We start from the raw sequence: 23,638 nt of genomic DNA, 5'->3' as shown, positions 1-23,638 counted from the left end.
GACGTTTCATCTCCGGTTCCTCCTTAAGCAGAATTCTATCAAAACCGGAGAGCTCTACACATCTAACCGTCGCATTTTAAATTGGGGCGCTATATCTCAGACACTTGAGTTGCTTGAGTTCCATTAAATTCATCGTCGATGAGGTCTCCTGTAAAACAAATCAGATCCGGTTTGATTCTGTTTATTTCAGCTGTGATTTCGCTTAATTCCTCTATTCCTAAGAAAAAACCAAAATGAATGTCGCTGATATGTACGATTCTTTTGCCTCTGAATGAGATAGGAACACGCTCCGATGTTATTTTTATCTCTTTAATCTCGATGTTTAACCTTTCAAAAAAGAAAGAGTAGGAGATGCCACTTATACCGGTTAAACTTGCAAATGTTAAGAAGCTTTTCTTTAAAAAGTTTCTTCGTGTCAAATTTTTATTCAATGATATATTTGTTTTTGACATGATGGATCACCTCATTTAAGCCAAAATAAAACATTCCCAACAGCATTTCAATACACACAGCCCATACACAAAACCGAACGCCTTCGGCCGTGTTTATTTGCCTGTAAAGCGACCGAACACGGCAGAAGGCGTTATTTGTAACCTGCAAAAATGCGTGTCCCTTGATCCTAACGGGGCCATAAATGGTAAATGGCTTCGGCCACCCCGTCTTGTTCATTTGTCACTGTCACATAGTCCGCACCGGTTTTTACGATTTCTTCGGCATTTCCCATCGCCACGCTGTACCCTGCCGCTTGAAACATGGGCAAATCATTGCAGTGATCCCCAACGGCAACGGTATGCCGGACGGGAATTTGATAAAAGTCCGCCATTTTTTGCAATCCAAAGCCTTTGTGGCACTGGATTTCGTTCACTTCCACGTTATAGGTTGCGGATGAGCTGACAGAAACGCGTTGCAAACCTTTTATACAAGAGAGAAAGTCCACTTTTTTCTTGTTGTCAAAAGTGAAGAAAAGAATCTTATACACTTCTTTTTCCGGCAGAATTTCATCAAAGCTCCCGATCTGCTTCACTCTGGCCTGCAAAAATTGCTGTCTGCACCGCTCTTCCAGCTCTCTGCGGGAAACCTCCGGCCGGCGGGTTGAAAGCATGTCGATTTCGGCATCCAGATGCTTTTTCCCGTCAAAGGTCGAATAGATGTGATCCTCGCAATAGATTTCAAGATACGCCTGGAGTTCCGCCGCTGATGTAACCATATGGCGGACATCCTTTTTGCGCAGGGTTTGCTTCCAGAGCGGCCGGCCATTCTCCAGGCGGATGTCGGCACCGTTTAAACTGATCACCGGGCAAGAAATGCCGGCTTCCACCAGTCTCACCCTGGCGTCTGCATAGTGCCTCCCTGTGGCGATGACCACTTTCACCCCTTTGTTTTGCAAGTGAGCGATCGCGTCCTTGTTTCTTCTGCTGATCTTTCCTTTCCGGTTTAACAGTGTCCCGTCCATGTCCAAAAAGATCATTTTCATGCCTCTTCCTCCTGATCACCGGTTAGAATGATCTGCACCCTGCTCTCTTTCAACTTGTTAAACAAATCCTCATCCGGAATGTGATTGGTGATCAAAACATCGACGTGATGAAGTTCGCAAACCCGGTAGAACAGCTGTTTTCCGAATTTCGTATGATCGGCAAGCACAATCACTTGCTTTGCTTTGGAAATCATTTCGCGAACGATCAGCCCGTCCTCTTCATCCAAGTAAAAGAGTCCCTGTTCACTGATGCCGGCCGCACTGATGAACGCTTTATTGACAAAGTAGTTTTTTAAATGCTCAATCGTTGAAGATCCGTACATATAGCGATGAGCGGGGTGAAATTTGCCGCCCGGAAGATAAATGGAGATTTGCTCCCGATCGGAAAGGAGTTCGGCGATATCAATCGAGTTGGTCACCACCGTCACATGGTCGGCCTGCAAATGTTCGGCGACAAATTGCACCGTCGTGGATGTATCCAAAAAGATCTGATCATTGTCATTGATGAGTTCCGCCGCCCGTTTTCCAATCTCTCGTTTCACCGGATTTTCAATGTGGATTCGCTCTTTATAAGGCTTGACTTCGTAATACTCCGAAGGAAGCAACGCTCCCCCATGGGTTCTGATGATCGCATTTCGCTCAGCCAGCTTGACCAGATCCCTCCGGGCCGTATCCCTGGAGACCTGAAAGAGATCACAAATCTCAGCAAGGCTGATTCGCTTATGCTCTTTCAAGTGATCTAAAATGGCTTTTAACCGCTCTTCCTGGTACATCTTCACCCCTCCTTCCCGTAGTATATCAATATCACTTAAGTATTTTCAAGTTTATTTAAGTGTTTATAATGATGTCGGCAATAGACTTCCTCTGCGCTTAAAAGAACGCGAACCAGATATCAACGACATACAGCACATCACCCGGGAGGTGTAAAGATGACCCTGGGGGATTCCTTGACTTGCCCGCGCAAAACCCTAAGGTTGGATAATCAAGGACCAATGGTTACACTTGGTTATTTGCCTACATATACTGTGAAGGAAAGGAGATGAGACGATGAATGATGTATATCCAAAACCCCTATTTCGGATTTCAAGCCGTAAATCCTGGCCATCATCCGGATTATTTTCCGCATTATTCTTATTATGTAAGACAGGTCAACCCAGTCGTTCTATTGGCCAGACAATCTGTCGATGTTACAGGTGATCGTGTCCCGGACCAGGTTTCCTTACTGGGTCAAAGATACAGCCCTGAAACGGTATACTACAGACAGTTGTACATTGAAGTGGTCGATGGGGCTACGCAAAGGCGCTCGACGATTCCCCTGCCGGGCGGATATAATCCGAAAATGCAGTTTTTCGATTTTAACGGGGATCAAGTGGCGGACATTTATGTTTCTGCTGAAACGGGCGGGAGCGGGGGAATATCCGATTTTCATCTCTACTCCGTTATCAATAACATCCCCAGAAAACTGCCTGTCCCCCAACCCCTTACGATCACCGGCCAATTTCAGGATCATTACCGAGTCTCCCTTTCAATCAGGGAACCCAACAGAACCTATACTCTTGATCTGTCTGAAAAAAAGAGTATCTATGACCAAGCCGGATATTACAGAAACGGCAAATTACTCACCCCGTCCAATATCCTTCCCAACGCATACAGTGTGCTTCGCCCGGTCGATCCGGATCGCGACGGAGTTTATGAATTATACGGTGTCCAGCGGATCGCCGGATTTTACAATGCCGATACCATCGCTGATGTCACTTCTCTCTGGAAATGGGAACGAGATCGATGGAGGCTGGTCGATGTCAATGTACGAAAAAGAATATAACCCGCATGCTGCTTCTAACCTGTGATGACATCATCAATAAATAAAAATCGGGACATCCCTGGTGCTATGTGGATAACACATGGATGTCCTCCCCACGATTAGAGAGAAACAGAATCGTATAGAAATAAACTGAAAGACAGAAAAAGACCGGCATATTACCGATCGTTTAAATAAAGAATCGTTTTGATATAGTCCGGACAAACCGCGACAACCTCTTTTCGCGATGACATTTTTCCGGCGTGACCTTAGCCAATAGCTCGTCAAGTGTCGGCTTCTTTTTCTTCTAAATCAATTTGATTGCTTGTCCCTCTACTGATACCTCCAGCTCAGAGCCTTGTTCAATGGAAAATTTCTCCGCAATATGGCTTGGGATGCGGATCGCGAGACTATTTCCCCACTTCCGGACCAGAGTGGTCATGTGAAATCCCCTTTCGTTCCATTTCATTAAATCACCTCCACCATCCTGTGTATATACATGGTATCTACATCAGACCAAAAATGATACACACTCTAACTGCGGAATTTTTCGATGCTTCTGCAGGATTATCCATTTGATTACCGAATCAAATATTGTTTATATTGTTTCTTTTTCTACTTTTATCAGAGGGGGACAAATATGAGAAAGCTGATTTCCGCCAGCCTTTCCATCTTCCTGGCTGCGGCCATGATCGCACCGGGGACGGCCGGCTCGGCTTCCGCTGAATCGGCGGGCCAGCAAAAGTACACCATCAACTTCAAGGGAGCAGGAGTTCCTGAAAATGCAGGAAAAATGATTCAAGATGCGGGCGGGACCCTGGTTCGGTCAGATGCTGAGCTTGCTTTTGCCCAGGCTGTTTCCAACGATCCGCATTTTTTGGACAAAATCCGGGCCAATCCGTCTGTGGAAGATGCCGGGCGCACATTAAAGATTGTTCAGGACCAACCGGTCAAAGAGGAAGCCTCTCTGAACACAACCAATCCTTCTCTTTATGACCAACAGTGGGACATACAGCAAGTCACACAAAACGGAGCCAGCTACCAGCTGCCCGGCGGCAAAGGCAATAAAAACATTGTAGTGGGTATCATCGATACAGGGGTCGATTTGGAACACCCTGACTTAAAAAATAACATCGTAGACGCCAAATCGTTTGTTCCCGGCGAAGCAACGGCCCAGGACGTGCAGGGACATGGCACCCATGTCGCCGGTGCTGTTGCCGCCAACGGAAAAGTGCTGGGAGTCGGGCCTGAACTGGGCATTGGCGCCTTGAAAGTATTTGCAGCGGATGGCTACGCGGAAACGGTAAACATCGCCGCTGCACTCAAATATGCCGCAGACAAGGATTATGACGTCGTCAATATGAGCCTGGGTGATTATTTGTACCTGCAGGACCCCGAACACAATACCAACGATATCCGCGCAGATCTCAACCTGTTCAAAAAAGCGATTGCCTATGCAACGAAAAAAGGGGTAACCGTGGTCGGTTCTGCCGGTAACGCTGCTGCAAACATAACCAACCCCGGCCAATTAACCCGTTTCTTTGATGAAGAGAACAACGGCGCTACCCATCGCGATCCGTCCACCAATCTGCTGATTCGCGTTTCTTCCGGAAACAAAAACAAACAACTTGCTTACTACTCCAACTACGGAGTGGGCAAAATCGACGTCATGTCACCGGGCGGTGACCGCGGTCCCCATTATGACCCGGCAACAAGGAAAGGAGCCGATCCTTCCTATATGTGCCTGAGCACGGTTCCGATTGTAGACAGCAATCAAAATGTGATCGGCCACGGCTATGCCCGCTACATCGGAACTTCGATGGCCGCTCCCAAAGTGGCGGGTCTGGCCGGTGTCATCATCGCCAAACACGGCAAAAACAACCTCACTCCCGCCCAGGTAAAAGCCATCATCGAACAATCCGCTGAAGATATTTATAAAAGCGGATATGACGCCGAATCCGGCTTTGGCCTTGTAAATGCCGTGAACGCTCTCCATCACCCTTAATATGAATTCGGAGGGATAAACCCCGAACACATTGGGCAACCCCGGCAACTCTTCCAGAGGATACCGGGGTTGTTCTTCAATAACTCTCAAGTTATTACGGCTCATCTCTACAGTCCCCATAATAATCCCCAAAGAATCGCCGTTATAGAAAAAACTGCGTAACTCCAGATCCACTCACTTCCCCGTATCCTGACTCTAAGCAACAAAGACTCTGTTATGGAAAAAATCCCCGCAATGATCGGGGGGAAAATATAAAAATAAACCATTGCCGGGATACTTAAGGCAACATGCAGAAGAAAAGATGCAATATCTTTCAAAAAACCATGCAACCTTTTAACGATCCATCCGACAAGCAATGAGACCGGTAAACCATAAATCAAAATAGCCCCGTGGAAATACATGGTGTAAATAAAGAAAGATGTACGCATGCTTTCCCAACTGTATTTTGAAACTTGATCATGTTCTGAAAAATTGAGCGGGAACATGACTGAGAGAAGAATGGAAGACATTAATCCACACACCACAGCAGCCAACACTTTCTTTTTTAGCATTCACTCAACTTCTTTCAGCTGTTTAATGTCTACTAAAATACAAAAGACACATTCATAATAAAAAATGAGTTATCGTAATAACCGTCAGTTCCGGATAATCATTCCTGTTTCTCTAATCATATTACCGTTTTTCCGGGTTCCTTCCAATACGTTTTACTCACATTTTGAATACAAATCGCGCGTTCTTTTTCTTGCTTTGCATTCTAACTGAACAAACAAATAATCCAATATTTTATGTACCTAACGAATCCAGAGCCGGCGTTCCCGACTGGTTCTGGTAATTTCGGATCATCATTCCGCTCGCCTTTTTCATGCCCAGCTTTTCGTAATATTTTTGGAGCTCTTCATCGCAAATCAGATCAATCATGTACAAAAATATTTTATAAATCTGACACTTTGAGTTTCAATTCGCCAACCTTGATTAGCCTTCGATTAAAAAACTGAATCACCGTAATAACTACTAAAGAAATACCTAAAAGCACAAAAACAGTAGATGAGCCTAAATTCACACTCAAATAACCAACGAATGAAAATCCAATTGGCGGCGCTATATAACTAATAGATCTTTTAAAACCAAACACTCGTCCTTGGACTTCGGCTGGAACAATATTTTGCCAAATAGTTTCTTCATGACTACCATCAACAATTGACAAAAACATCCTGACGAACAAGAAAAAAGCACTAGCATAAATAGTACGTGAAATACCGAAAAAAATAACCATAAAACCACTGATCAACAATGGGAAAAGAACACCATAAATATGATTTTTTTAAGTCCCCCCACCAACTCATTATTAAACCGGCTACAGTTGCACCAACAAAGCCAACGGTTTCGAGAAACGCATAACTATGAATAGTTCCATCCTTTAGATATCCAATCTTCTTCCAAGATCTCCTTAACCACAATTGGTATTAAAATATCTGAGGAATAAACTACATTCGTAATAAATCCTAAAATGACTAACCAAAGCATTGAAGGATATTTTAGCAAAAAAGTAATGCCAAACTTTATGTGGTTGATAAAAGAAGACTTATTAATTGTGCTTTCTTCTCGACACACACGATTATCAGGTGAGGGAATTTTCAAGAACGTTAAACAGAATCCGGCAATAAAAAATGTTAATGCATCCAGATCAATTGCCAATGCTACTCCATCATGCAAAGGTAAAAAATCAAATTTAGAGGGCAGCGAAATAATAGTTGCCGCTAAAGCCGGAGAAACAACACCTGTAACTGTCCATATGGTTTGCATCATAGCATTTGCCCTGGGTAAATGCTGTTCGGGAACAATCATAATATAGGAAGAATCAAATGCGATATTGTGAAACGAACTCAACAATGACATACCTGCAATCAGACATAGCAATGTCCAGAGAGATAGACCATTATTTAAAAGCAAGATAAACATCACGAAGCTAATACATCCCTGCATCAAATCCATAAATAACATTATGCTTTTTCGATCGAGACGATCAACCCAAACTCCTGCGATTGGCGATATAATAATTCGGGGAAGAAATGAAGTTAGGCCTAGTGCGGTTATTGCAAAAATTGAATCATCCTGTTTCGTGCTATGTGGATAGACTGACTGTGTTAACCAAACAACAAAAGTAAAATGGCTAAGTCCACTCCCCAATGCTGAGAGCCCTTGAGTTGCCCACAATATACAAAAGGTTTTTAAACTTTTTTCTCACTCATTTTACACTTCTCCTGCTTTTAAAATTGACACAAAAGAATAGTGGAAAATTATTAAGAAACAAACTCCAGGCTCAGTACTGAAGGAACTTTGTCAGGAGCAAACAGTCGAAGCATTCCGTATCCAATTCCTGCAAGCCCAGTCATCAGACCCGGAGTCTCTATATTTAACGGAGTACCGCATAACCAACCATTTTTAGTACTAACCATTACTTTTGATAAAATCTCTTTGTATTTGTTGATATAGTATGATTCTCTTAAAATCTCGAGCGATTGGAAAAGAAAATCCAAGTTGCCAAAGTCTCCATGACAAAGCGAGTGATTAAGACCAATACCACTATTCACTGTTGTATTAAATGCTGTTTCAATCTCATCAATAAACAACTGGTCTCCATGTATTTTTTTGACTTAATACGAGCTAAACCAATTAACATGTGAGATTTTAATTTTCCATTTTTAATAAACAAAAATCGACTTACTACTCTATACTACTATAATTTTTTTATATGCCTTAATTTTCTCTGCTTCTTCAACAGGCGTTCCGTTAATTTCCACCCACGCATGAGATTTGAAGGGGGCTAACCTAACACCTATCACCCAATTCACTAATTTATTCCTTGATGTGGCGATCAGAAACAGAGCAAGAGATTGTTCTAAACAAGCAGTCCGAGATAAGAAAAAACGCTTTGCTTTCTCAATCTCAACACAGGCTTGCTTTGCTTCATCAAATGACCATGCTTCCTTGCATCTCGCCTGTCTTCGATTAAGAAATGGCTTCAGCTTTTCTAGCTTATGAGTTTTTATAAGAAAGTTGGCATAGGCAAGATAAAACCATGCCCTTATCATCTGTTCATCACCAATTCTTTTTCGATGAGACGGTGTATAAACAACTGCATATCCTGTTCAACCTTTTCATATGGGATTTGATAAACTTTACTCATAGTCCCAATCGCTTTTGCCATTTCTCCGTGAACTTTAACCTGTTCCAAAAACTCTGCTCCTGTTTTATTAACAGCGTAAAAGCGATTTTGTCTGCAATCTAAGAGAACCCATTGACCATCAATTTCTCTAATTTGAATATATTCAGGAATGGATAGTCTCATTTTTCACCCTCCCAAGGGACGATTTTTACTGGATTGACGAAGCCAAAGTTCCAAAGAAAGAGTTTGATGAAATTCTGGAAGTCTTACAGGCGTTCCAACTGACAATCTATGAAAATATTCATGAAATTTTTGAATATCAACTAGGCCCATTTTCGACAGAAGCATTTCTTGAAAATTTTCTTGAAACCATGAAAAGTTCTGTCTCATTCCGTAATAAACATCGGGTGTATAATCTCCCTTAGAATTACGACTTAATAAACAAGTAGGTAGCTCATCTTGAAATGCTCTTTTGAGTAATGGTTTAAGTTTATATGGATTCATTTTCCATTCGGAAGGAGTCCGGATACAGACTCGAACGACATTATGATCAAGATACGGTACGCCCAAATGAACACCTTCCTGATCCCCCAAATTCTTTAACCCATGTGAAATGTAACCTAAATAATTAATTCCGTGAAGAGTATTAGAAACTCCGAGGTACTTGGAATAACGTCCTTTTTTAACTACAGGAGAGAAAGTAAACCAATCTGCTCGATCATTTGCTGTGGAAAGCGGATGTCTCTGACTTGGATGAAAGGGAAGATGGAATGCCAGTCGGAGTGAACCGGAAATCCAAAGCCAAGGGGATTCTTTTTTCTGATCAGCCCAGCCCTTTGCATGAGACATAAATGTTTTCCATTTTCTTTGATGAATCAAATCAACAAGATAAGTGAAATCTGCACCTAAAACGGTGTCTCCTCCTTCTCCACTCAAGTGAATCTCAGATTGATTCTCCCTTGCCCAACAAAATTTTTTCTTTACTTTGTTTGCAGACCACAGAAATGAGATTGGAGTATCCGTGTAGATTTTATCCATATTGGAATAGATAGACGGAATCTCATCTTGTGTAAATGGATAGTGTTCAATATTTTCCTGTTCCTTTGCAATTTCTTTTGCAATTCGCCTATCTTCATTTTCTTCTTGTCCAATAATAGTGATGGATTTGACCGGATATTTTTTAGACGCAATCCATGTAATTGTTGATGAATCAAGTCCACCACTTAAATCAGTAGTTATGTTTTTTTCACGGCAACGCAACAATACTGAAGCAGTTAACTCTTCTTTGAGCTTTTCTTTTGCTTCATCCAATGTTAAGGTTTCTTCAGCATCCACATTCCATGCTTGAAATAATTGAGTTCCATTTTTACTGACATGCAGACCGAATCCTCCCGGAATCATCCTGATCTCTTTGTAAGGCGTTTCTGTTTCAATATGAAAGCCGTTTGTGTACAAAGAACGAGTAAACCAAGGTATATTTAATGATGGGTGTATTTCTTTTTGTAGAGTAATAAGATGAGAGGCGAATAAAAATTGCTGATTCAATTTTGTATAATAAATAGGTCTAACATTACTTAAATCAGGGAAAAGCCATAAATGATCAGATATACGAATGATCGTTTGGTAATTTCCACGAAGAAAGAGAATATGTTTAGCGTATTGATTTTGTAGAAATTGTTTAAAGGAAAAATAAGCTTCTTCTTCACTTGCTAATAATTCACCAATAAAAATAATTTGTGCATTATTTTCTTTAATATGAAGATAATCATTTCTTGAACTGAAAAAATAAAGAGAATAACCCTCATAAATTCCAAGAAACAAAAATATCCTCTCCCCTGATCAACCAACAAGAAGAGACAGATTTTGTCTCTCCTTGTTAGTTTTTTTTTCTAACTTTAAAACGCTTACCAACGGTAGGAGCTTTCATCTGCTGTATCGCTATATTTGGAACCCAATGTCATTTCTTCAAATGAACCGATTTCGATCAACTCGGGCACTTGGTACTCCATCGTTATACACCTCCTTTCAATTTCACTTTGATTTGATTCCCTGCCATATAAGGCTGTAATTGCTCATAACTTGGCTTTCCAAGCCGTTTCCAGTCATCCCACCAATCACAAAGAACATCTTTATGTATCTTGTCAGTTACCACCCATTGCTTTGGTTGCCGTTCGGAAACTAAGGCAAATCCATCAGGACTGCTGTAGCCAACCCAATATCCGGAATCGGGATGAAATGCATAAGTAAAACCTTCCGGATTTTTGCCAAGAAGATAAGCACGTATCTCTTCTCCTTTTTCCTGAAAAGGAGATGTTTCACTCTGCATTGCATCAAACCTTTCCAACCATTCTTTGCCCTGGAATTGTTTCATCCAGATTGAACTCGCCCAAACAGGATCTTCCCCTTTGCCGATTAAATCCGCGTGTATTTGATACCCTGCAAATTTTTCTATGTCTTGTATCGGCTCCGATGACATCATGATATAACCTTCCCCTGACACCGATTCTCCTTTTAAAACACCATCAACTTTTCTCAGACTTACCGTAACAGTACATCGAGCGATTGGTAGAACTCGAAACGGAGTGACTAGAATCCCCCCATTACTCACTTGATCTTTCCAGGCATCAGGGATATGTTCAGGGGTCGCCCAAGCAATAATACGGTCATATGGTGCTTCAGACTCAAAGCCTTCCCGACCATCTTTTGTTTCAAAGCGAACATTCGTAATGTTTTTTTGCTTAAATAGCTCCCTTGCTCGCCTTGTCAGTTCAGGTTCAATGTCAAGCGATACAACAGTACCGCTTGAACCTGCTAAATACGAGAGAAGCGCCCCACTAAATCCTGAACCTGTACCAATCTCCAATACTCGACTCCCCTCTTTTACGTCCAACATTTCCAAACCACTTTTGATTGCATTGCTTGCTGTACTTTGAATGACAATACTGCCATCTTCCCTCAACACAAACTCATCACGATTTACATTTTGAAAAGCTTCATCAACTCGACTCATTCTCATACCCCCTACTCAATAGATGGAATTAATTCCTTACTATTAAATACATTCCTCTATTCGGACAGCTTGTAGAATAACATTTTAAAAAATCAGTCATTTTCAATAAATTGAGTATCAATCAACATTCGGTGGACCAACTCTTTTCCATCCCCCATCTTTCCAAATAGCTCCGATGGAATAGATATAAAGAAAGATATCCTTTTCAGAAGATTACGACCCCTTTTTCAATCAGTCTGCATATTAGCCCAGAGGCTCAAACCTTATCCATCAACAGAAGGATTCTCCATTTCTCAAAAAAACCCAACTGATCTAAATCCACTTCATGAACCCTTTTGCACTGCTCAAGAGTAAGGTTGTAGGTCTGAAGAAACTCGGTCAATCGTTTGGATGAGGATATTTCCGCTCTTCTCTGATGAAAAGTATCCAGAAGAATCAGTTTCCTTTTAGAAGAGTCATACCAAAATACAACAGGTCTCACGTTCATCTAACTCCTTCCCGATTGCTGATCGTTGGGAGCAAGTGCTTTCGATCTTCTCTTCCACCTTTCAAACCAGCATTAGAGGTGAATACATCGCACTTCAGTTCGAAAGTGTTAATGAGCTCTTTGACTATCTCTACGATCTTTTCGCGGGGATAACCGAGCTTAGCCAGCGTATAAACGACATAACTAACCGCTTGTCCCCCTGTTATGTATCTTCCTGTCTTTTCCTGCGACACATTACTCCCCCTTTCTCTTCTTTGTTAATCGAAACTTTTTCCGATGACGATCGTCTTCTGCCTCGTTCTTACGACTTGTACATCTGCCAGGCGGAATATAATTTGGTCTCCATTGACGGCCTTTAAAAATATAAATGAGTCGTTTGCAGTGTTTAAATTCGGTCCCCTTTTCTTGTTCTGTAGAGTGAAAGGTACAACCTCACAATAATCCTTTAATTTTTTTCGGGTTGACAACAGGTTCGTGACCTTCTCCGATCCACCCAATTCATTCACATCTTTCTGCTAATTTGTTGTTTTTGGTATATTCAATTTATCATTTGGTAGGTACCAATGTCAATACCAATGAAATAACCATCTGACTTATGGTAATATTGTGATAGATGACTGGTCACCACCAAAGGAGGTATGCTCTTGGCTAGAACAGATTATTACCATCAACCCGGTGCGCCTAAGCCGAATTCATTAGTTCCTGCCGCTTCCGCTGTCGTCACTGATTCGGAGGGCAGAATCCTATTGCATAAACGAAGCGATAATCATCTGTGGTCGCTGCCGGGTGGGGCCATGGAGTTGGGAGAGTCGATCGAAGAAACGATTATCCGGGAAGTTAAAGAAGAGACGGGATTTGATGTAGAAGTAATAAAATGTATCGGAATTTACACTGACCCTAATCATGTGATTGCATATTCGGACGGGGAAGTCCGGCAGCAATTCTCCATTTGCTTTTCATGCCGAATCGTGAGCGGAGAAATCGCAGTCAGTTCGGAATCGGTTCAAGTAAAGTTTTTCACGAAAGAAGAGTTGGAACAGTTGGATATGCATCCAGCCCAATGGATTCGAATCCAAGACTTCTATGCCAATAAGGAACGAGCGTTTATCCGATAGATTTTAAATGTATGGTGTTCCGTAAAAATGGGGTGGGAATGAATGACTTACAATTCCAAGATTGATCAAGTTGTGCAAATCATTCGGGAACAAATCGAACAAGGAATCTACAGCGTTGGACAACGCCTCCCCTCTGAACGGGATTTAGCGGAGGAACTTCAAATCAGTCGTTCTACGATTCGTGCTGCTCTACTCCGTCTTCAAGCAGAAAATTTAATCGATATTGTACCTCGTGGAGGTGCCTTTGTCCGTTCTTCCGCTCCGAAGATCGTCATGGGTGAATATCCAAATCTGCCGAAAAATAAAGGGCCCGAGCTGAAACAAGTGGGTTCTTTCATTCACATGATGCGTGAGCAAGGCAGAGAAGTATTGGTCCGATATCTCGAACCATCGAGTATCATACCCGCCGGGGAAGAAGTAGGGCGAAACCTAGGAGTTGACGCCAAGGAAAAAGTACTTCGACGGTTTCGTGTACAATTGGTGGATCGAGTTCCTTATCGGATTCTCGACACATATTTACTCGCCTCCTTGATGGGAGAACTCGTGGGACAAGAAGATCATAAAGTTCCACTCTTTAAATGGCTTTGGGAAAACAAAAAAATAAGAGCTTCCCGGGTTTTGGAACGCCTGAATTGCCGCATGCCAACTGCTGACGAAGCTGCGGTACTTCATATTGCAAGAAATCAGCCTGTAATGGAAATGCACCGTTGGATTTGGGGGCAATCGAAGAAAGAAGAGATTCTGTTTGAGTACAGCCGGATTGTCTGTAACGCTTCTTTACATGAGCTTCAGTACACATATAACATTGAAGAGGAAATCAGCAAATGGTTCGAGGGAGAGCAAAGTCGGAGGTGATCCGACTCCGATTTTCATGCCTGCCTTTTCAGATGGAATGTATCGATTTCTGCATCCCTTTGAAATCGTAAAACAGGTGTCGGTTATTCCGTTTTGGAGCCGTTATTTTTGCAGATCAACGGGAATAATTATGTTGATGGGTTCCAAACCGGCGATCTGATGAGGGACCACCGATGAGAGCCATACATATTCATGATCTCTTCCAGCCGTCAATGAACGGAGCGGCGAGGGAGGCTGTTTCTTTCACTCTGATCATTTGACCTTTTTTGACCTTTGTTGTATGATTACAATAAGTCAAGAGCCTGATCAGAAAGAATCGTTTGACACACAACACGAAAGAATGGACATAGAGAAAGGGGGAAGGGTGCGATCGCCCGTTGCACCCGCAAAGATGAACCTTGTACCAATTGTCGTCGAACAGACAAATCGCGGAGAACGTTCCTATGACATCTACTCCCGGTTGTTGAAGGACCGCATTATTCTCTTGGGAAGCCCGATTACCGATGAAGTTGCCAACCTGGTGGTGGCGCAGCTTCTCTTCCTGACGGCAGAAGATCCGGAAAAGGATATTCATCTGTATATCAACTCTCCGGGGGGTTCCATTACAGCCGGAATGGCCATCTTCGATACCATGCAGTTTGTGAAGCCTGATGTATCGACCATCTGTGTCGGTATGGCCGCCTCTATGGGCGCTTTCCTGCTTGCCGCCGGAGCAAAGGGAAAACGGTTCGCTCTGCCAAACAGCGAAGTGATGATTCACCAGCCGTTGGGTGGTGCACAAGGGCAGGCCAGCGACATTGAAATCCGGGCCAAACGCATTTTGCGCATGCGTGACCGCATCAACCGCATGCTCTCCGAATTTACCGGCCAACCCCTGGAAAAAATCGAACGGGATACCGACCGCGATCACTTTATGACCGCAGAAGATGCGCTCAAATACGGGCTGATTGATAAAATCATGGATCCCCGGAAATAAAAGCAAAAACCATCTGATCTCTGTTTGAGACCAGATGGTTTTGTTTATTCCAAAATGGTATCTTCCGGTTTGAGGACGCGGACTTGAAAGGGATTGACAGGAGCTTCCCGGCTCACCGCTTTTCGAACCTGTTCAGCGATGTGCGGATAATCCCTGGGATCGATTTGCCTTTTTGGAATCACGTACACCATGATATTCCGCCCGTTATATTTGATGACTACACTTTTGACGCCTGCGACATTCATGGCGGCGATTTTCATTTTGCTTTCCGGATAACCGACATAGCTGTAAGAATGGCTGTCATTGTCCAGCCCGGTTCTCGCTTCCGGTTTTTCAAAGCGCTGACAGGCGACTAGCTGGATGATTGCCAAGCCTAACACGACGAAAAGTTTCCAGTTCATCGCAACCCACCTCCGTGCCGTTAGTTTTAAACACGGACACGGATTTATGCATCTGAGAGGCTGGTAGATCCAGGCTTCTCCTTTTTCCCGGAAGCTCGCCGTCAGCTATTGGTTCAAAGGTTCGGTCGGGTGAAAATCCTCATGCTTCAGCTTCTGCTCTGTCACCACCAGGCTCCACATCAAAATCAGTTCAAAGGCGGAACCCAGACTCATGCTTTCAGAAGCCAAGGTCAGGACGCCCCCGGCCAGAGCCATCAGGACCCCAAAGATTAATATGGGCCATCTTAACCTTTTCCAAACAACGATCCCTGAAATCAACAGCGGAATCAATGTTAAAAAAGTGGAATATGAAAAATGGATGTTGGAATCAGCGGGGATATAGGCAAGAACCCCGTTTATTTCCGTCGGCTCCAGGTTAATCCACAGAATTTCGGAATAGACACCGACAACGGTCAGGGAAAAGGTATATAGATTATATACGATGCGAGTGCTTAAATACTCCGACCATTCCACATGGATGCGGCGCAAGATATCCAGAGCGACAAATACCAGTGTCGGGGTCAGCAAAACATGCAGCAGATAACGGAACATGCTCAGCACTTCCAGCACATCCCCAACCCCGATCCATCTTCCGACGGACAAGATCAAATTGTTGTAAATCAGACCCACGATGATGAACAATACCCACAACGATCCCCAGAATGAAGATTCATGAAAAAACCGTAAACTCCAGATAAAAAGAATCAGATATAAACAAGTAATAACGGGATACAGAAACGCGTCCATCTTATCCTCCACATCGGATTACCATTGTTTATAGCGTTCTTCCTTCATCTTATATAAAAATAAGGGCTTATGAACGGGCAAAATGTTACATGATTTGTACGTTTTCATGAGGATTGAGCGGGAACATGCACGGCAAAAAAAAGAGCCGATCAGATCAGGCTCTTCATCCAGTCATGTGATTATTCGGATTTGGTAACGATTTCTGCCAGTGCATGGACGGCTTCTTCCGCATCCGGGCCATCCGCCTGAAGCGTAATTTCGGTCCCTTTGGAAACAGCGAGACTCATAATTCCCATAATGCTTTTTGCGTTCACTTTCTTGTTATCTTTGAGAACGAAGATTTCAGAGGCAAATTTATTGGCTACTTGCACAAACAAGGCAGCCGGACGGGCATGCAAGCCGGTTTCCAGGCTGACAATCACTTTCTTTTCAATCATCGATATTCCCCCTTGATGGATGAAGATGGTTTTGTATGGAAACCCGGGTGATCCGGGGACCATTTTACGTTTTTTATTTTGCGGTACGCAGTTGTTTGGCTAATTCATCCAGCTTGCGCAAGCGGTGATTGATGGCGGATTTGCTTACTTTGCCGCTGGGGAGCAGCTGTCCCAGCTCCGCCAGGTTGACGTCCGGATATTTCAGTCTGGCTTCGGCCACTTCCCGCAAGCGGTCGGGTAATTGATTGAGCCCGATCTCCTGGTCAATCAGCCGGATATTTTCAATTTGCCGCATGGCTGCCTGAATGGTCTTATTCAGATTGGCTGTTTCGCAATTGACCAAACGATTGACCGAATTGCGCATATCCTTCATAATGCGGACATCCTCAAACCTGAGCAGGGATGGATGGGCTCCGATGATATTGAGAAATTCCCCGATTTTGTCTCCTTCTTTAATATAGACGACATATCCTTTTTTACGCTCAATCATCTTGGCATGCAAGTGAAACTCGTTCATCAACCGGCAAAGCGCCTCACTGTGATCGTGGTAAGTGGAAACAATTTCCAAATGATAAGAAGCGCTGTCCGGATTATTTACCGAACCGCCTGCCAAAAAAGCGCCCCGCAAATAAGCCCGCTTGCAACAGCTCTTTTTCAGAAGCCGAGGAGAAATGCCCATGACCCGCTCCCAAGTGCCCCGCTTGAGAATACATAAATCGTGAAGCACTTCTTCTGCCCGCGAGGCCAATCGAATCAGGTACACATTGTTCTTTTTCAGGCGCACCTTTTTGCGCACAAGTACCTCCGGCTGCGCCTGATACAGTTGTTTCAGCAGCGAAAACATGTATCGGGCAGTCGATGGATTTTCGGTCGTGATATCCAGCACAAATTGCTGCTGCCTGAGCTGTACGGTTCCATTCATCCGAACCAGGGCAGACAGCTCCGCCCGTTTGCAACAGGCTTCCGACTCCAACAGAGTCAATTCTTTTTTTGTCACAGAGGTAAAGGACATTCAGCATCCCTTCTTTATCCGCTCTGCCGCTGTTTCATCCGCTCACGGATCAGCCGGAGGATGTGCCGGCTGATTCTGTCCGCATTGTGTCTCAGCACCGACTGGTACAATAATAAATTATCCGCAAGCACCTGGCAGCCCAACTTATGGATCTTCTCGATATCCGGGACGACCATCCGCTGGTTTTTGACTGCGTACTGCTTTTGTATGGACAGCGGAGGAACTTCATTGTTGATGATGGCCACCTCAAACAGGCGTTCCCCCACATGATCGTAAATCGCTCGGATATGGTCGCTCGCGGTGAAGTTGTCTGTCTCACCGGGTTGGGTCATCACATTGCAGACGTAGACTTTACAAGCGCGGGAGGTACGAATCGATTCACTCATATCTTTCACTAACAGGTTAGGGAGAATACTTGTATAAAGGCTTCCCGGTCCGATAATAATTCCGTCCGCCTCTTCGATGGCACGGATCGCTTCGTCCAGCGGCTTGGGTTCGGGCGGATTCAGAAAGACACGGCGAATCCGCTTTCCGGTTTTGGGGATTTGCGATTCTCCTTTGACAATCGTTCCGTCCGACATCTCCGCCAGCAGATCGACATCCTGCTCACTCGCGGGCAATACTCTCCCTCGAACGGCCAGAACGCGGCTCATCTCTTTAATCGCCTGCGTAAAATCCCCCGTAATTTCCTTCATTGCGGCAATCATCAGGTTCCCCAGCGTATGGCCCGCCAGGCCCTCACCATTTTCAAAACGGTATTGCAACACGCTTTCAAGGAGCGGCTCTGTATCCGCAAGTGCAATCAAGACATTCCGGATGTCTCCCGGCGGCGGCATTTGCAGGTCATTGCGCAGCCGACCCGAACTCCCGCCGTCATCGGCAACCGTCACAATTGCCGTAATATCCACCGGCTGTTTTTTCAATCCCCGCAAAATCACAGACAGCCCCGTTCCTCCGCCTATACATACGATATTCGGACGCCCTGTTCCGCCCGGCTTATGATCGCGCTTGATCGACACCTTTGATTATCCGCCTTTCTCGATGTCTCTGTGCGTTACCCTGCAACGCTCTTGATCTTTAAATTTATGATACAGATATTCAGCAATGGCCACAGAACGGTGTTTCCCGCCTGTACAGCCGATGCCGACGACCAACTGCGTTTTTCCCTCTTTGCTGTATTGCGGAAATAAAAAGGAAAACAAATCGATCAGCTTATCCAAAAACTGCTTCGTCTCTGTCCACTTCATCACGTAATCCGACACATCCGGGTCTTTGCCCGTCTGCGGGCGGAGCGAATCCACATAGTGCGGATTCGGCAAAAATCTGACATCAAAAACGAGATCCGCATCGATCGGAACCCCGTGTTTAAACCCGAACGACATAAATGTGACCGCCATCCCGGACTGATCAAATTGGGAAAAACGGGTGACGATTTTCTCCTTTAACTCACTCGGCTTCAAATGGCTGGTATCAATAATCTGGTGCGCCCGCCCCTTGATTTCTTCCAGCAGACGCCTCTCCTGCACAATTCCGTCCAAAGGAGTCCCGTCCGGTGAAAGCGGGTGTCTCCGCCGGGTCTCTTTGTAACGGCGTACCAGAGTCTGATCATTGGAATCCAGAAACAGAATCTGGTAATGAATCCCATGCCACTTTTCCAGTTGGTCCAATGACTCAAAAAGAGAGGAAAAAAAGTCGCGTCCCCTTAAGTCAATCACCAGTGCTACCTTGCCGATCTTGCCTTTGGATTGCTCCAAGAGCTCCGCAAACTTCGGCAGCAAAAGGGGAGGGAGGTTATCAATGCAAAAAAAGCCCAAATCCTCGAGACTTTGTACTGCCACTGTTTTTCCGGCGCCGGACATTCCGGTGATGACGAGCAGTTTTACATCTTGTTCTTTGACCAAAGCCATCACCCCACCTATCATTAACTATATTATACCTTACTTTTCCCGGCGGGCGATAAGACCGGCAGCACCAATAAATCCTGCTCTGTTTCCCAGCTTTGCGGGGAGAATTTCCACACCCTCCTGAGCATTTTTTTGCGTCCGTTGACGATAAGCAGCTCTCAGCGGAACAAAGAGCGCGTCGCCTGCTTTAGAGACTCCGCCGCCGATAATAAAGCGGGCCGGATTCAACACGATGGACAGCATCGCCAAAGCGCGGGCCAGGGCTTGGACAGCTTGGCCGATCACCTCTTTGGCCACTTCGTCATTTTGGCTGGCCGCTTCAAACAAGTCACGTGTGGATAGTTGATGTTGCCCGGCTTTTTCTCGCAAAAGCGAAGAGCGTCCGGCAGCGATGGCTTCATTCGCCAGCCGGATCATTCCGGTCGCCGAAGAAATGGTTTCCAGACAACCCACTTGTCCGCAATTGCACGGATGCCCGTCCGGGTCCATCTGGATATGCCCGATCTCCCCGGCAAACCCGTTCATGCCATGAAGCAGACGTCCTCCCGCAATGACTCCGCCGCCCACACCGGTGCCCAGGGTAATGCAGACGACATCATTCACTCCGGCCCCTGCTCCGCACCAGGCTTCTCCCAATGCCGCCACATTTGCGTCATTATCGATGGCAACCGGGAGTCCCAGACCTGCTTGCAAACGATCACGGATCGGGACATCGGTCCAGCCCAGGTTGGTCAGATGTCGGGCGATTCCGTTTGGAATATCCAAAAATCCGGGCAAACCGACACCGACACCCCCGATCTGCTGCCAGGAGGTATGCGAGAGGTCGGCCAATTCCCTGGCATGCGCGATCATGCGGTTGATGACACCATCCGGTCCCTCTTCTTTCAGCGTAGGGTGTTCCTTCTCCAAAATCACTTGCCCGTTTTCGTCAACAATACCCATCTTCATGCTTGTACCGCCAAGGTCAATACCAATATATCTTTTTTCCATGCAAAGCAAAACTCCTTATCGGTCCAATGATGGAAGTAAGTTTTATTGAAAGAATAACATATGTCCATGAATTGCATGCGCTTACTTGATGATTAGAATATCATCTTTGCCGGCCGCGGACAATAAATTTTATGCACAAAAAAGACGCGGAACAAGTCCGCGCAAAAAGAAGCATCTATATTAAACATCAAAGGGGGCAGGTTCTTATCTATTATAGGAAAGAATGGTTAAGCCAGGCATGGTCTTTCTTTAATAAAATGTAAAGATTATTTTTGCACTTGGCTCATTTCGCTGAGGAACGTTTCGATCTGCTCTTTTGTTTTCGCATCCCGGCTGGGCAGGCGGCCTGCCTCCTGACCATTGCGAAAAACGATGAAGGTGGGGATTCCTTTTACATTGTACTCTTCGGCGATCGACCGGGCTTCGTCCACATCCAATTCACCAAACTCGAACTGCCCGGCAAATTTCTCAGCGATCGCCGGCATGTCGGGAGCTACCCGTTTGCAATCGACACACCAGTCAGCGCTGAACTCCACCACTTTATCTCCTTCACGGATAAACTCGGCGAAAGAGTTTTGATCCAGTTTTCGCATGATCAAGCCTCCTCAGGTTCGCTGGTTAAAGCTTTTTTTGAAGAACGGAGAGAAGTTCCCTCACAATGCGGGTAACCGTGGAAGGAGAAACCTGGTATTTTTCCGCGATATGGCTTTGTGTGACTTTGAGATTGTGATTTTTGGCCACCAGGTACTCCAGCGCAGCCGCCCAGGCTTCCGCTTTGCGAATCGAGGGAAAAGCAGACGCTGCTTTGAGAGCAAATTCCTTCCACAACATGACAGCTTCGTTTTGCTGGTGCAAAGAGTAGTCTTTCATCCCGTTCAAACAACATTCGAGTACCTGTTCCCATTTCCCGTCGTTCGATGGCGGAACAAGATCTGTCGGTTTGACGCCCGCTTCGATGATCTGTCCCTCGGTCCACACTTTGAACGGCGGTTTTGCCCCCAAGTCCCTCAGGATGATGAGCGCCGCTTTTTTGAGCTCGTCTTCTTCATCCTTGCGCAACAAAAACTGCCGCAGCAATTGTTCTACTTCGCTGTCCCTGATCCAACCCAGAACCTGTAAAACCTGAAACTTGGTGTGGCGGTCCCCGTTTTCCAGAGCCCAAAAAAATGAGGATCTGAGAAGCGGATTCATCTTGAGCTGCGCGAGGAGCCGGGAGTTGGAATCGAGCCCGCCCCCGCTGATGACCTGTTCTTCAAACGGCAGCTGGTAATGGTAACTGACTGTCGGAATCTCCGCCTCCGGTTGAGACAACCACGACTCAACCTGTTTCAGGTAAAACGGGGCCACATCCGATTCCGGATCAAGTGCGGCGGCTTTCTTCCAATATTTCCGGGCACGGGTTAACCGTCCCGTATTGCAGGCAGCAGCGGCCGCATAATGATACAGGCTTGGTTCCGGATGTTCTTCGACTTTGAGCAAACGGGAAAACAAATCAAAAGCCACTTCGTGCTCGCCCAAAATTCCCATCGTCGTCGCCAATTTATAAGCATGATCCCTGTGAAAGGGAATCAACTTTTTCAGTGTGTTCCTAATCTTTTTGCTGCGTTCCGCTTCACCCATGTGCTGGGATAAAACGGCCAGGTTGCACAATGCGTGGAGATTGGAGGGATCAGCCTCCAACACTTGCCCGATGCACTTCATCGCCTTCTCCATCCGGCCTGTATAATAGTAGGCCAACGCCAGATTATTGCGCGCAGCGAGGAAATCCGGATGGGTCTCGACCAGCTCTTCCAACAGTTCTGTCGCCTGGAGGAAACGGCCTTCTTCCAGATAGTGACGGGCTTCTTCATGCTTCTTTATATAAGCCGGCAATGCGGCGGGTACAGGCTCGCGAGGAGGACGCCCCAATTCATAGGCGACCATGTATAACATATCTTCCGCTTCTTCAGCGTACTCACCCTCCGGATCAAGGCTCAGATACTCCAGCAAATAATCCTCCGCCAATTCAAACTCACCCATATTGGCGCAGTTATTGGCCATATAAAAAAGGCATTCATGGAGTCCCGGGTCCACATCAGTGAGCACAGTCATCAGCACTTCATTTGATTCCTCATACCTGCCCAGCTCCGACAAAATACCGGCCAAATTACAGTGATTGACCGGATTGTCCGGTTCCTTTTCCATTGCCAGGCGAAAATATTTAACTGCTTTGTCGTAACGTTGACGATCGAGTGAACGGACTGCCCGCTCAAAAAAGAAGCCCGCATCCAACTGCAAACGCACGACTTTTTTGTTTTTGCTGCCGAGTCCGGCTTGTGTTCTTTTCATATCTTCCCTCCAACCAGCAAATTTGAAAGGTACAGCTGGTGGTGTGGTACTTGAGCAAGTATACCATATTTCCATCTAAATTACATACCTGTCCCAAAAGGGACCTGAGCATCGTCCCTTACAGCCGGTGAGACCTGCTTTTTCCCAATCGAAGTGTGCACTTCTTGACGGCAGTCAGTGAATCCATGTACGGAGATTTGGATACGGTATGTAAGGATCGCAGAAATCCGTTAAAACTATTTGTATTTTTCCCCATTATAACGCACAAGGCTTAAAAAGAACGGGTAGATTTTGTTAAACATTTCGCTGCCTGTTCGCTCCATCCCCTTTATCCACTTCGATCCCCTGTAAATCCAGATGCAATCCTATAATTTCAATTCCACTGAAGAGATTCTGGCCTTCGGGTTGTCTTGCTTATACTCCGTTTCTGTTCGATAAGAGGAAAAAAATCCATTTGGTTTAAACCTTAAAACAGGACAAAGTTTAAACAGTAGGACTTTTAAGTGTACAATAGGAACGATCCATGCTTTCATATGGAGGGATCTATTCGCATGGCAACCATCGATGATTTTCTCAAGCTGGATATTCGGGTCGGCACGGTCATTCATGCCGAAGAATTTCCGGAAGCACGAAAACCGGCAATCAAACTGGAGATCGATTTTGGCCCGCTGGGTGTCAAGCGTTCCAGTGCGCAAATTACCAAGCGATACACACCCCGGGATCTGGTGGGCCGTCAAGTGGTGGCCGTTGTCAATTTTCCACCCCGCCGCATCGCCGGATTTGATTCGGAAGTTTTGGTGCTTGGCGGAATCCCCGGCGAAGGGGACGTCGTGTTGCTCCGGCCGGATGAATCCGTTCCAAACGGTACATCGATCGCTTAAAACCAACAGCGGA

28 protein-coding genes and 1 pseudogene are annotated in these 23,638 nt (G+C 45.2%); 6 read left to right on the top strand and 23 right to left on the bottom strand.

Annotation, left to right across the window (positions count from 1 at the left end):
* Positions 1-89 precede the first annotated feature (89 nt).
* From BMW55_RS13935 to BMW55_RS13925, 3 genes are all read right to left on the bottom strand, one after another.
* Positions 90-452, bottom strand: coding sequence for a metallophosphoesterase (locus BMW55_RS13935; RefSeq protein ID WP_089970477.1), 363 nt, complete (start codon positions 450-452; stop codon positions 90-92).
* 167 nt (positions 453-619) lie between these two features.
* On the bottom strand, positions 620-1,474 hold the full coding sequence (locus BMW55_RS13930; RefSeq protein WP_089970474.1) for a Cof-type HAD-IIB family hydrolase: 855 nt from the start codon (positions 1,472-1,474) through the stop codon (positions 620-622).
* A complete protein-coding gene (locus BMW55_RS13925) occupies positions 1,471-2,247 on the bottom strand; it encodes a DeoR/GlpR family DNA-binding transcription regulator (RefSeq protein WP_089970472.1) in 777 nt (258 codons plus the stop codon). Before BMW55_RS13925 ends, BMW55_RS13930 begins: the two co-directional genes overlap by 4 nt.
* Before the next feature lie 278 nt (positions 2,248-2,525).
* On the opposite strand from BMW55_RS13925, the gene BMW55_RS13920 reads away from it, so the two are divergent.
* Positions 2,526-3,296 carry a hypothetical protein gene (locus BMW55_RS13920; protein WP_089970469.1) on the top strand — a complete coding sequence of 257 codons (771 nt, stop codon included), beginning with the start codon at positions 2,526-2,528 and terminating at the stop codon, positions 3,294-3,296.
* 166 nt (positions 3,297-3,462) lie between these two features.
* Here BMW55_RS13920 and BMW55_RS19970 read toward each other — a convergent pair.
* Positions 3,463-3,741, bottom strand: a pseudogene (locus BMW55_RS19970) (AbrB/MazE/SpoVT family DNA-binding domain-containing protein).
* Positions 3,742-3,912: 171 nt separating this feature from the next.
* Between BMW55_RS19970 and BMW55_RS13910 the strand changes: the two are divergent.
* The gene (locus BMW55_RS13910; protein ID WP_244527567.1) at positions 3,913-5,277 is read left to right on the top strand and encodes a S8 family serine peptidase; all 1,365 of its coding nucleotides are present in this window, start codon (positions 3,913-3,915) and stop codon (positions 5,275-5,277) included.
* Between the two features lie 107 nt (positions 5,278-5,384).
* Here the strand turns inward: BMW55_RS13910 and BMW55_RS13905 are convergent, their stop codons facing one another.
* From BMW55_RS13905 to BMW55_RS13860, 10 genes are all read right to left on the bottom strand, one after another.
* Positions 5,385-5,828 carry a hypothetical protein gene (locus BMW55_RS13905; protein WP_089970462.1) on the bottom strand — a complete coding sequence of 148 codons (444 nt, stop codon included), beginning with the start codon at positions 5,826-5,828 and terminating at the stop codon, positions 5,385-5,387.
* A 380-nt stretch (positions 5,829-6,208) separates the two neighbouring features.
* Positions 6,209-6,568: an MFS transporter gene (locus tag BMW55_RS13900; RefSeq protein ID WP_089970459.1), complete on the bottom strand. Its 360-nt coding sequence runs from the start codon at positions 6,566-6,568 to the stop codon at positions 6,209-6,211.
* 107 nt (positions 6,569-6,675) lie between these two features.
* Complete coding sequence (locus BMW55_RS13895; RefSeq protein ID WP_089970456.1) at positions 6,676-7,494, bottom strand: MFS transporter; 819 nt, start codon at positions 7,492-7,494, stop codon at positions 6,676-6,678.
* 83 nt (positions 7,495-7,577) lie between these two features.
* The gene (locus BMW55_RS13890; protein ID WP_170839942.1) at positions 7,578-7,907 is read right to left on the bottom strand and encodes a lanthionine synthetase LanC family protein; all 330 of its coding nucleotides are present in this window, start codon (positions 7,905-7,907) and stop codon (positions 7,578-7,580) included.
* Between the two features lie 99 nt (positions 7,908-8,006).
* Positions 8,007-8,369, bottom strand: a complete 363-nt coding sequence (locus tag BMW55_RS13885; protein WP_089970451.1) for a lasso peptide biosynthesis B2 protein — start codon at positions 8,367-8,369, stop codon at positions 8,007-8,009.
* Positions 8,366-8,626 (bottom strand): PqqD family protein, encoded by a 261-nt coding sequence (locus tag BMW55_RS13880; protein ID WP_089970448.1) that lies wholly within the window; start codon positions 8,624-8,626, stop codon positions 8,366-8,368. The genes BMW55_RS13885 and BMW55_RS13880 overlap by 4 nt, the downstream gene beginning before the upstream one ends.
* A 3-nt stretch (positions 8,627-8,629) precedes the next feature.
* On the bottom strand, positions 8,630-10,264 hold the full coding sequence (locus BMW55_RS13875) for an asparagine synthase-related protein (RefSeq protein ID WP_089970445.1): 1,635 nt from the start codon (positions 10,262-10,264) through the stop codon (positions 8,630-8,632).
* Between the two features lie 83 nt (positions 10,265-10,347).
* Entirely contained in the window at positions 10,348-10,452 is a 105-nt protein-coding gene (locus tag BMW55_RS19035) for a lasso RiPP family leader peptide-containing protein (protein WP_139179502.1), read from the bottom strand.
* A gap of 2 nt (positions 10,453-10,454) precedes the next feature.
* Positions 10,455-11,453, bottom strand: coding sequence for a protein-L-isoaspartate O-methyltransferase family protein (locus BMW55_RS13870; protein WP_170839941.1), 999 nt, complete (start codon positions 11,451-11,453; stop codon positions 10,455-10,457).
* Positions 11,454-11,936: 483 nt separating this feature from the next.
* Positions 11,937-12,173 (bottom strand): hypothetical protein, encoded by a 237-nt coding sequence (locus BMW55_RS13860; RefSeq protein WP_089970434.1) that lies wholly within the window; start codon positions 12,171-12,173, stop codon positions 11,937-11,939.
* Positions 12,174-12,584: 411 nt separating this feature from the next.
* On the opposite strand from BMW55_RS13860, the gene BMW55_RS13850 reads away from it, so the two are divergent.
* The 3 genes from BMW55_RS13850 to clpP all read left to right on the top strand — a co-directional run bounded on the left by BMW55_RS13850 (position 12,585) and on the right by clpP (position 14,886).
* The gene (locus BMW55_RS13850) at positions 12,585-13,055 is read left to right on the top strand and encodes an NUDIX domain-containing protein (RefSeq protein WP_170839940.1); all 471 of its coding nucleotides are present in this window, start codon (positions 12,585-12,587) and stop codon (positions 13,053-13,055) included.
* 42 nt (positions 13,056-13,097) lie between these two features.
* Positions 13,098-13,910: a GntR family transcriptional regulator gene (locus BMW55_RS13845; protein ID WP_089970423.1), complete on the top strand. Its 813-nt coding sequence runs from the start codon at positions 13,098-13,100 to the stop codon at positions 13,908-13,910.
* A 391-nt stretch (positions 13,911-14,301) separates the two neighbouring features.
* Positions 14,302-14,886 carry an ATP-dependent Clp endopeptidase proteolytic subunit ClpP gene (gene clpP / locus BMW55_RS13840; protein WP_089970419.1) on the top strand — a complete coding sequence of 195 codons (585 nt, stop codon included), beginning with the start codon at positions 14,302-14,304 and terminating at the stop codon, positions 14,884-14,886.
* A gap of 44 nt (positions 14,887-14,930) precedes the next feature.
* On the opposite strand, the gene BMW55_RS13835 is transcribed toward clpP, so the two are convergent.
* The 9 genes from BMW55_RS13835 to BMW55_RS13795 form a co-directional block, all read right to left on the bottom strand.
* Positions 14,931-15,287 (bottom strand): hypothetical protein, encoded by a 357-nt coding sequence (locus BMW55_RS13835; RefSeq protein ID WP_089970416.1) that lies wholly within the window; start codon positions 15,285-15,287, stop codon positions 14,931-14,933.
* 105 nt (positions 15,288-15,392) lie between these two features.
* Positions 15,393-16,073, bottom strand: coding sequence for a hypothetical protein (locus tag BMW55_RS13830; protein WP_089970411.1), 681 nt, complete (start codon positions 16,071-16,073; stop codon positions 15,393-15,395).
* Positions 16,074-16,252: 179 nt separating this feature from the next.
* The gene (locus BMW55_RS13825; protein WP_089970408.1) at positions 16,253-16,510 is read right to left on the bottom strand and encodes an HPr family phosphocarrier protein; all 258 of its coding nucleotides are present in this window, start codon (positions 16,508-16,510) and stop codon (positions 16,253-16,255) included.
* Positions 16,511-16,583: 73 nt separating this feature from the next.
* Positions 16,584-17,522: a DNA-binding protein WhiA gene (gene whiA, locus BMW55_RS13820; RefSeq protein ID WP_089970406.1), complete on the bottom strand. Its 939-nt coding sequence runs from the start codon at positions 17,520-17,522 to the stop codon at positions 16,584-16,586.
* A gap of 14 nt (positions 17,523-17,536) precedes the next feature.
* Positions 17,537-18,541, bottom strand: a complete 1,005-nt coding sequence (locus tag BMW55_RS13815) for a gluconeogenesis factor YvcK family protein (protein ID WP_280139784.1) — start codon at positions 18,539-18,541, stop codon at positions 17,537-17,539.
* 6 nt (positions 18,542-18,547) lie between these two features.
* The gene (rapZ, locus tag BMW55_RS13810; RefSeq protein ID WP_089970403.1) at positions 18,548-19,429 is read right to left on the bottom strand and encodes an RNase adapter RapZ; all 882 of its coding nucleotides are present in this window, start codon (positions 19,427-19,429) and stop codon (positions 18,548-18,550) included.
* 30 nt (positions 19,430-19,459) lie between these two features.
* Positions 19,460-20,416, bottom strand: coding sequence for an ROK family glucokinase (locus BMW55_RS13805; RefSeq protein WP_089970401.1), 957 nt, complete (start codon positions 20,414-20,416; stop codon positions 19,460-19,462).
* A 266-nt stretch (positions 20,417-20,682) separates the two neighbouring features.
* Entirely contained in the window at positions 20,683-21,009 is a 327-nt protein-coding gene (locus tag BMW55_RS13800) for a thioredoxin family protein (protein WP_089970398.1), read from the bottom strand.
* Positions 21,010-21,034: 25 nt separating this feature from the next.
* The gene (locus BMW55_RS13795; RefSeq protein WP_089970395.1) at positions 21,035-22,744 is read right to left on the bottom strand and encodes a tetratricopeptide repeat protein; all 1,710 of its coding nucleotides are present in this window, start codon (positions 22,742-22,744) and stop codon (positions 21,035-21,037) included.
* 551 nt (positions 22,745-23,295) lie between these two features.
* Between BMW55_RS13795 and csaA the strand changes: the two genes are divergently transcribed.
* Entirely contained in the window at positions 23,296-23,625 is a 330-nt protein-coding gene (gene csaA / locus BMW55_RS13790; RefSeq protein WP_089970392.1) for a chaperone CsaA, read from the top strand.
* Positions 23,626-23,638: the final 13 nt, after the last annotated feature.

This window comes from Lihuaxuella thermophila, assembly GCF_900110165.1.
Classification (GTDB): Bacteria; Bacillota; Bacilli; order Thermoactinomycetales; family Thermoactinomycetaceae; genus Lihuaxuella; species Lihuaxuella thermophila.
The sequence above is the reverse complement of the archived record's forward strand: the minus strand, read 5'-3'. Positions and strand labels throughout refer to the sequence as shown.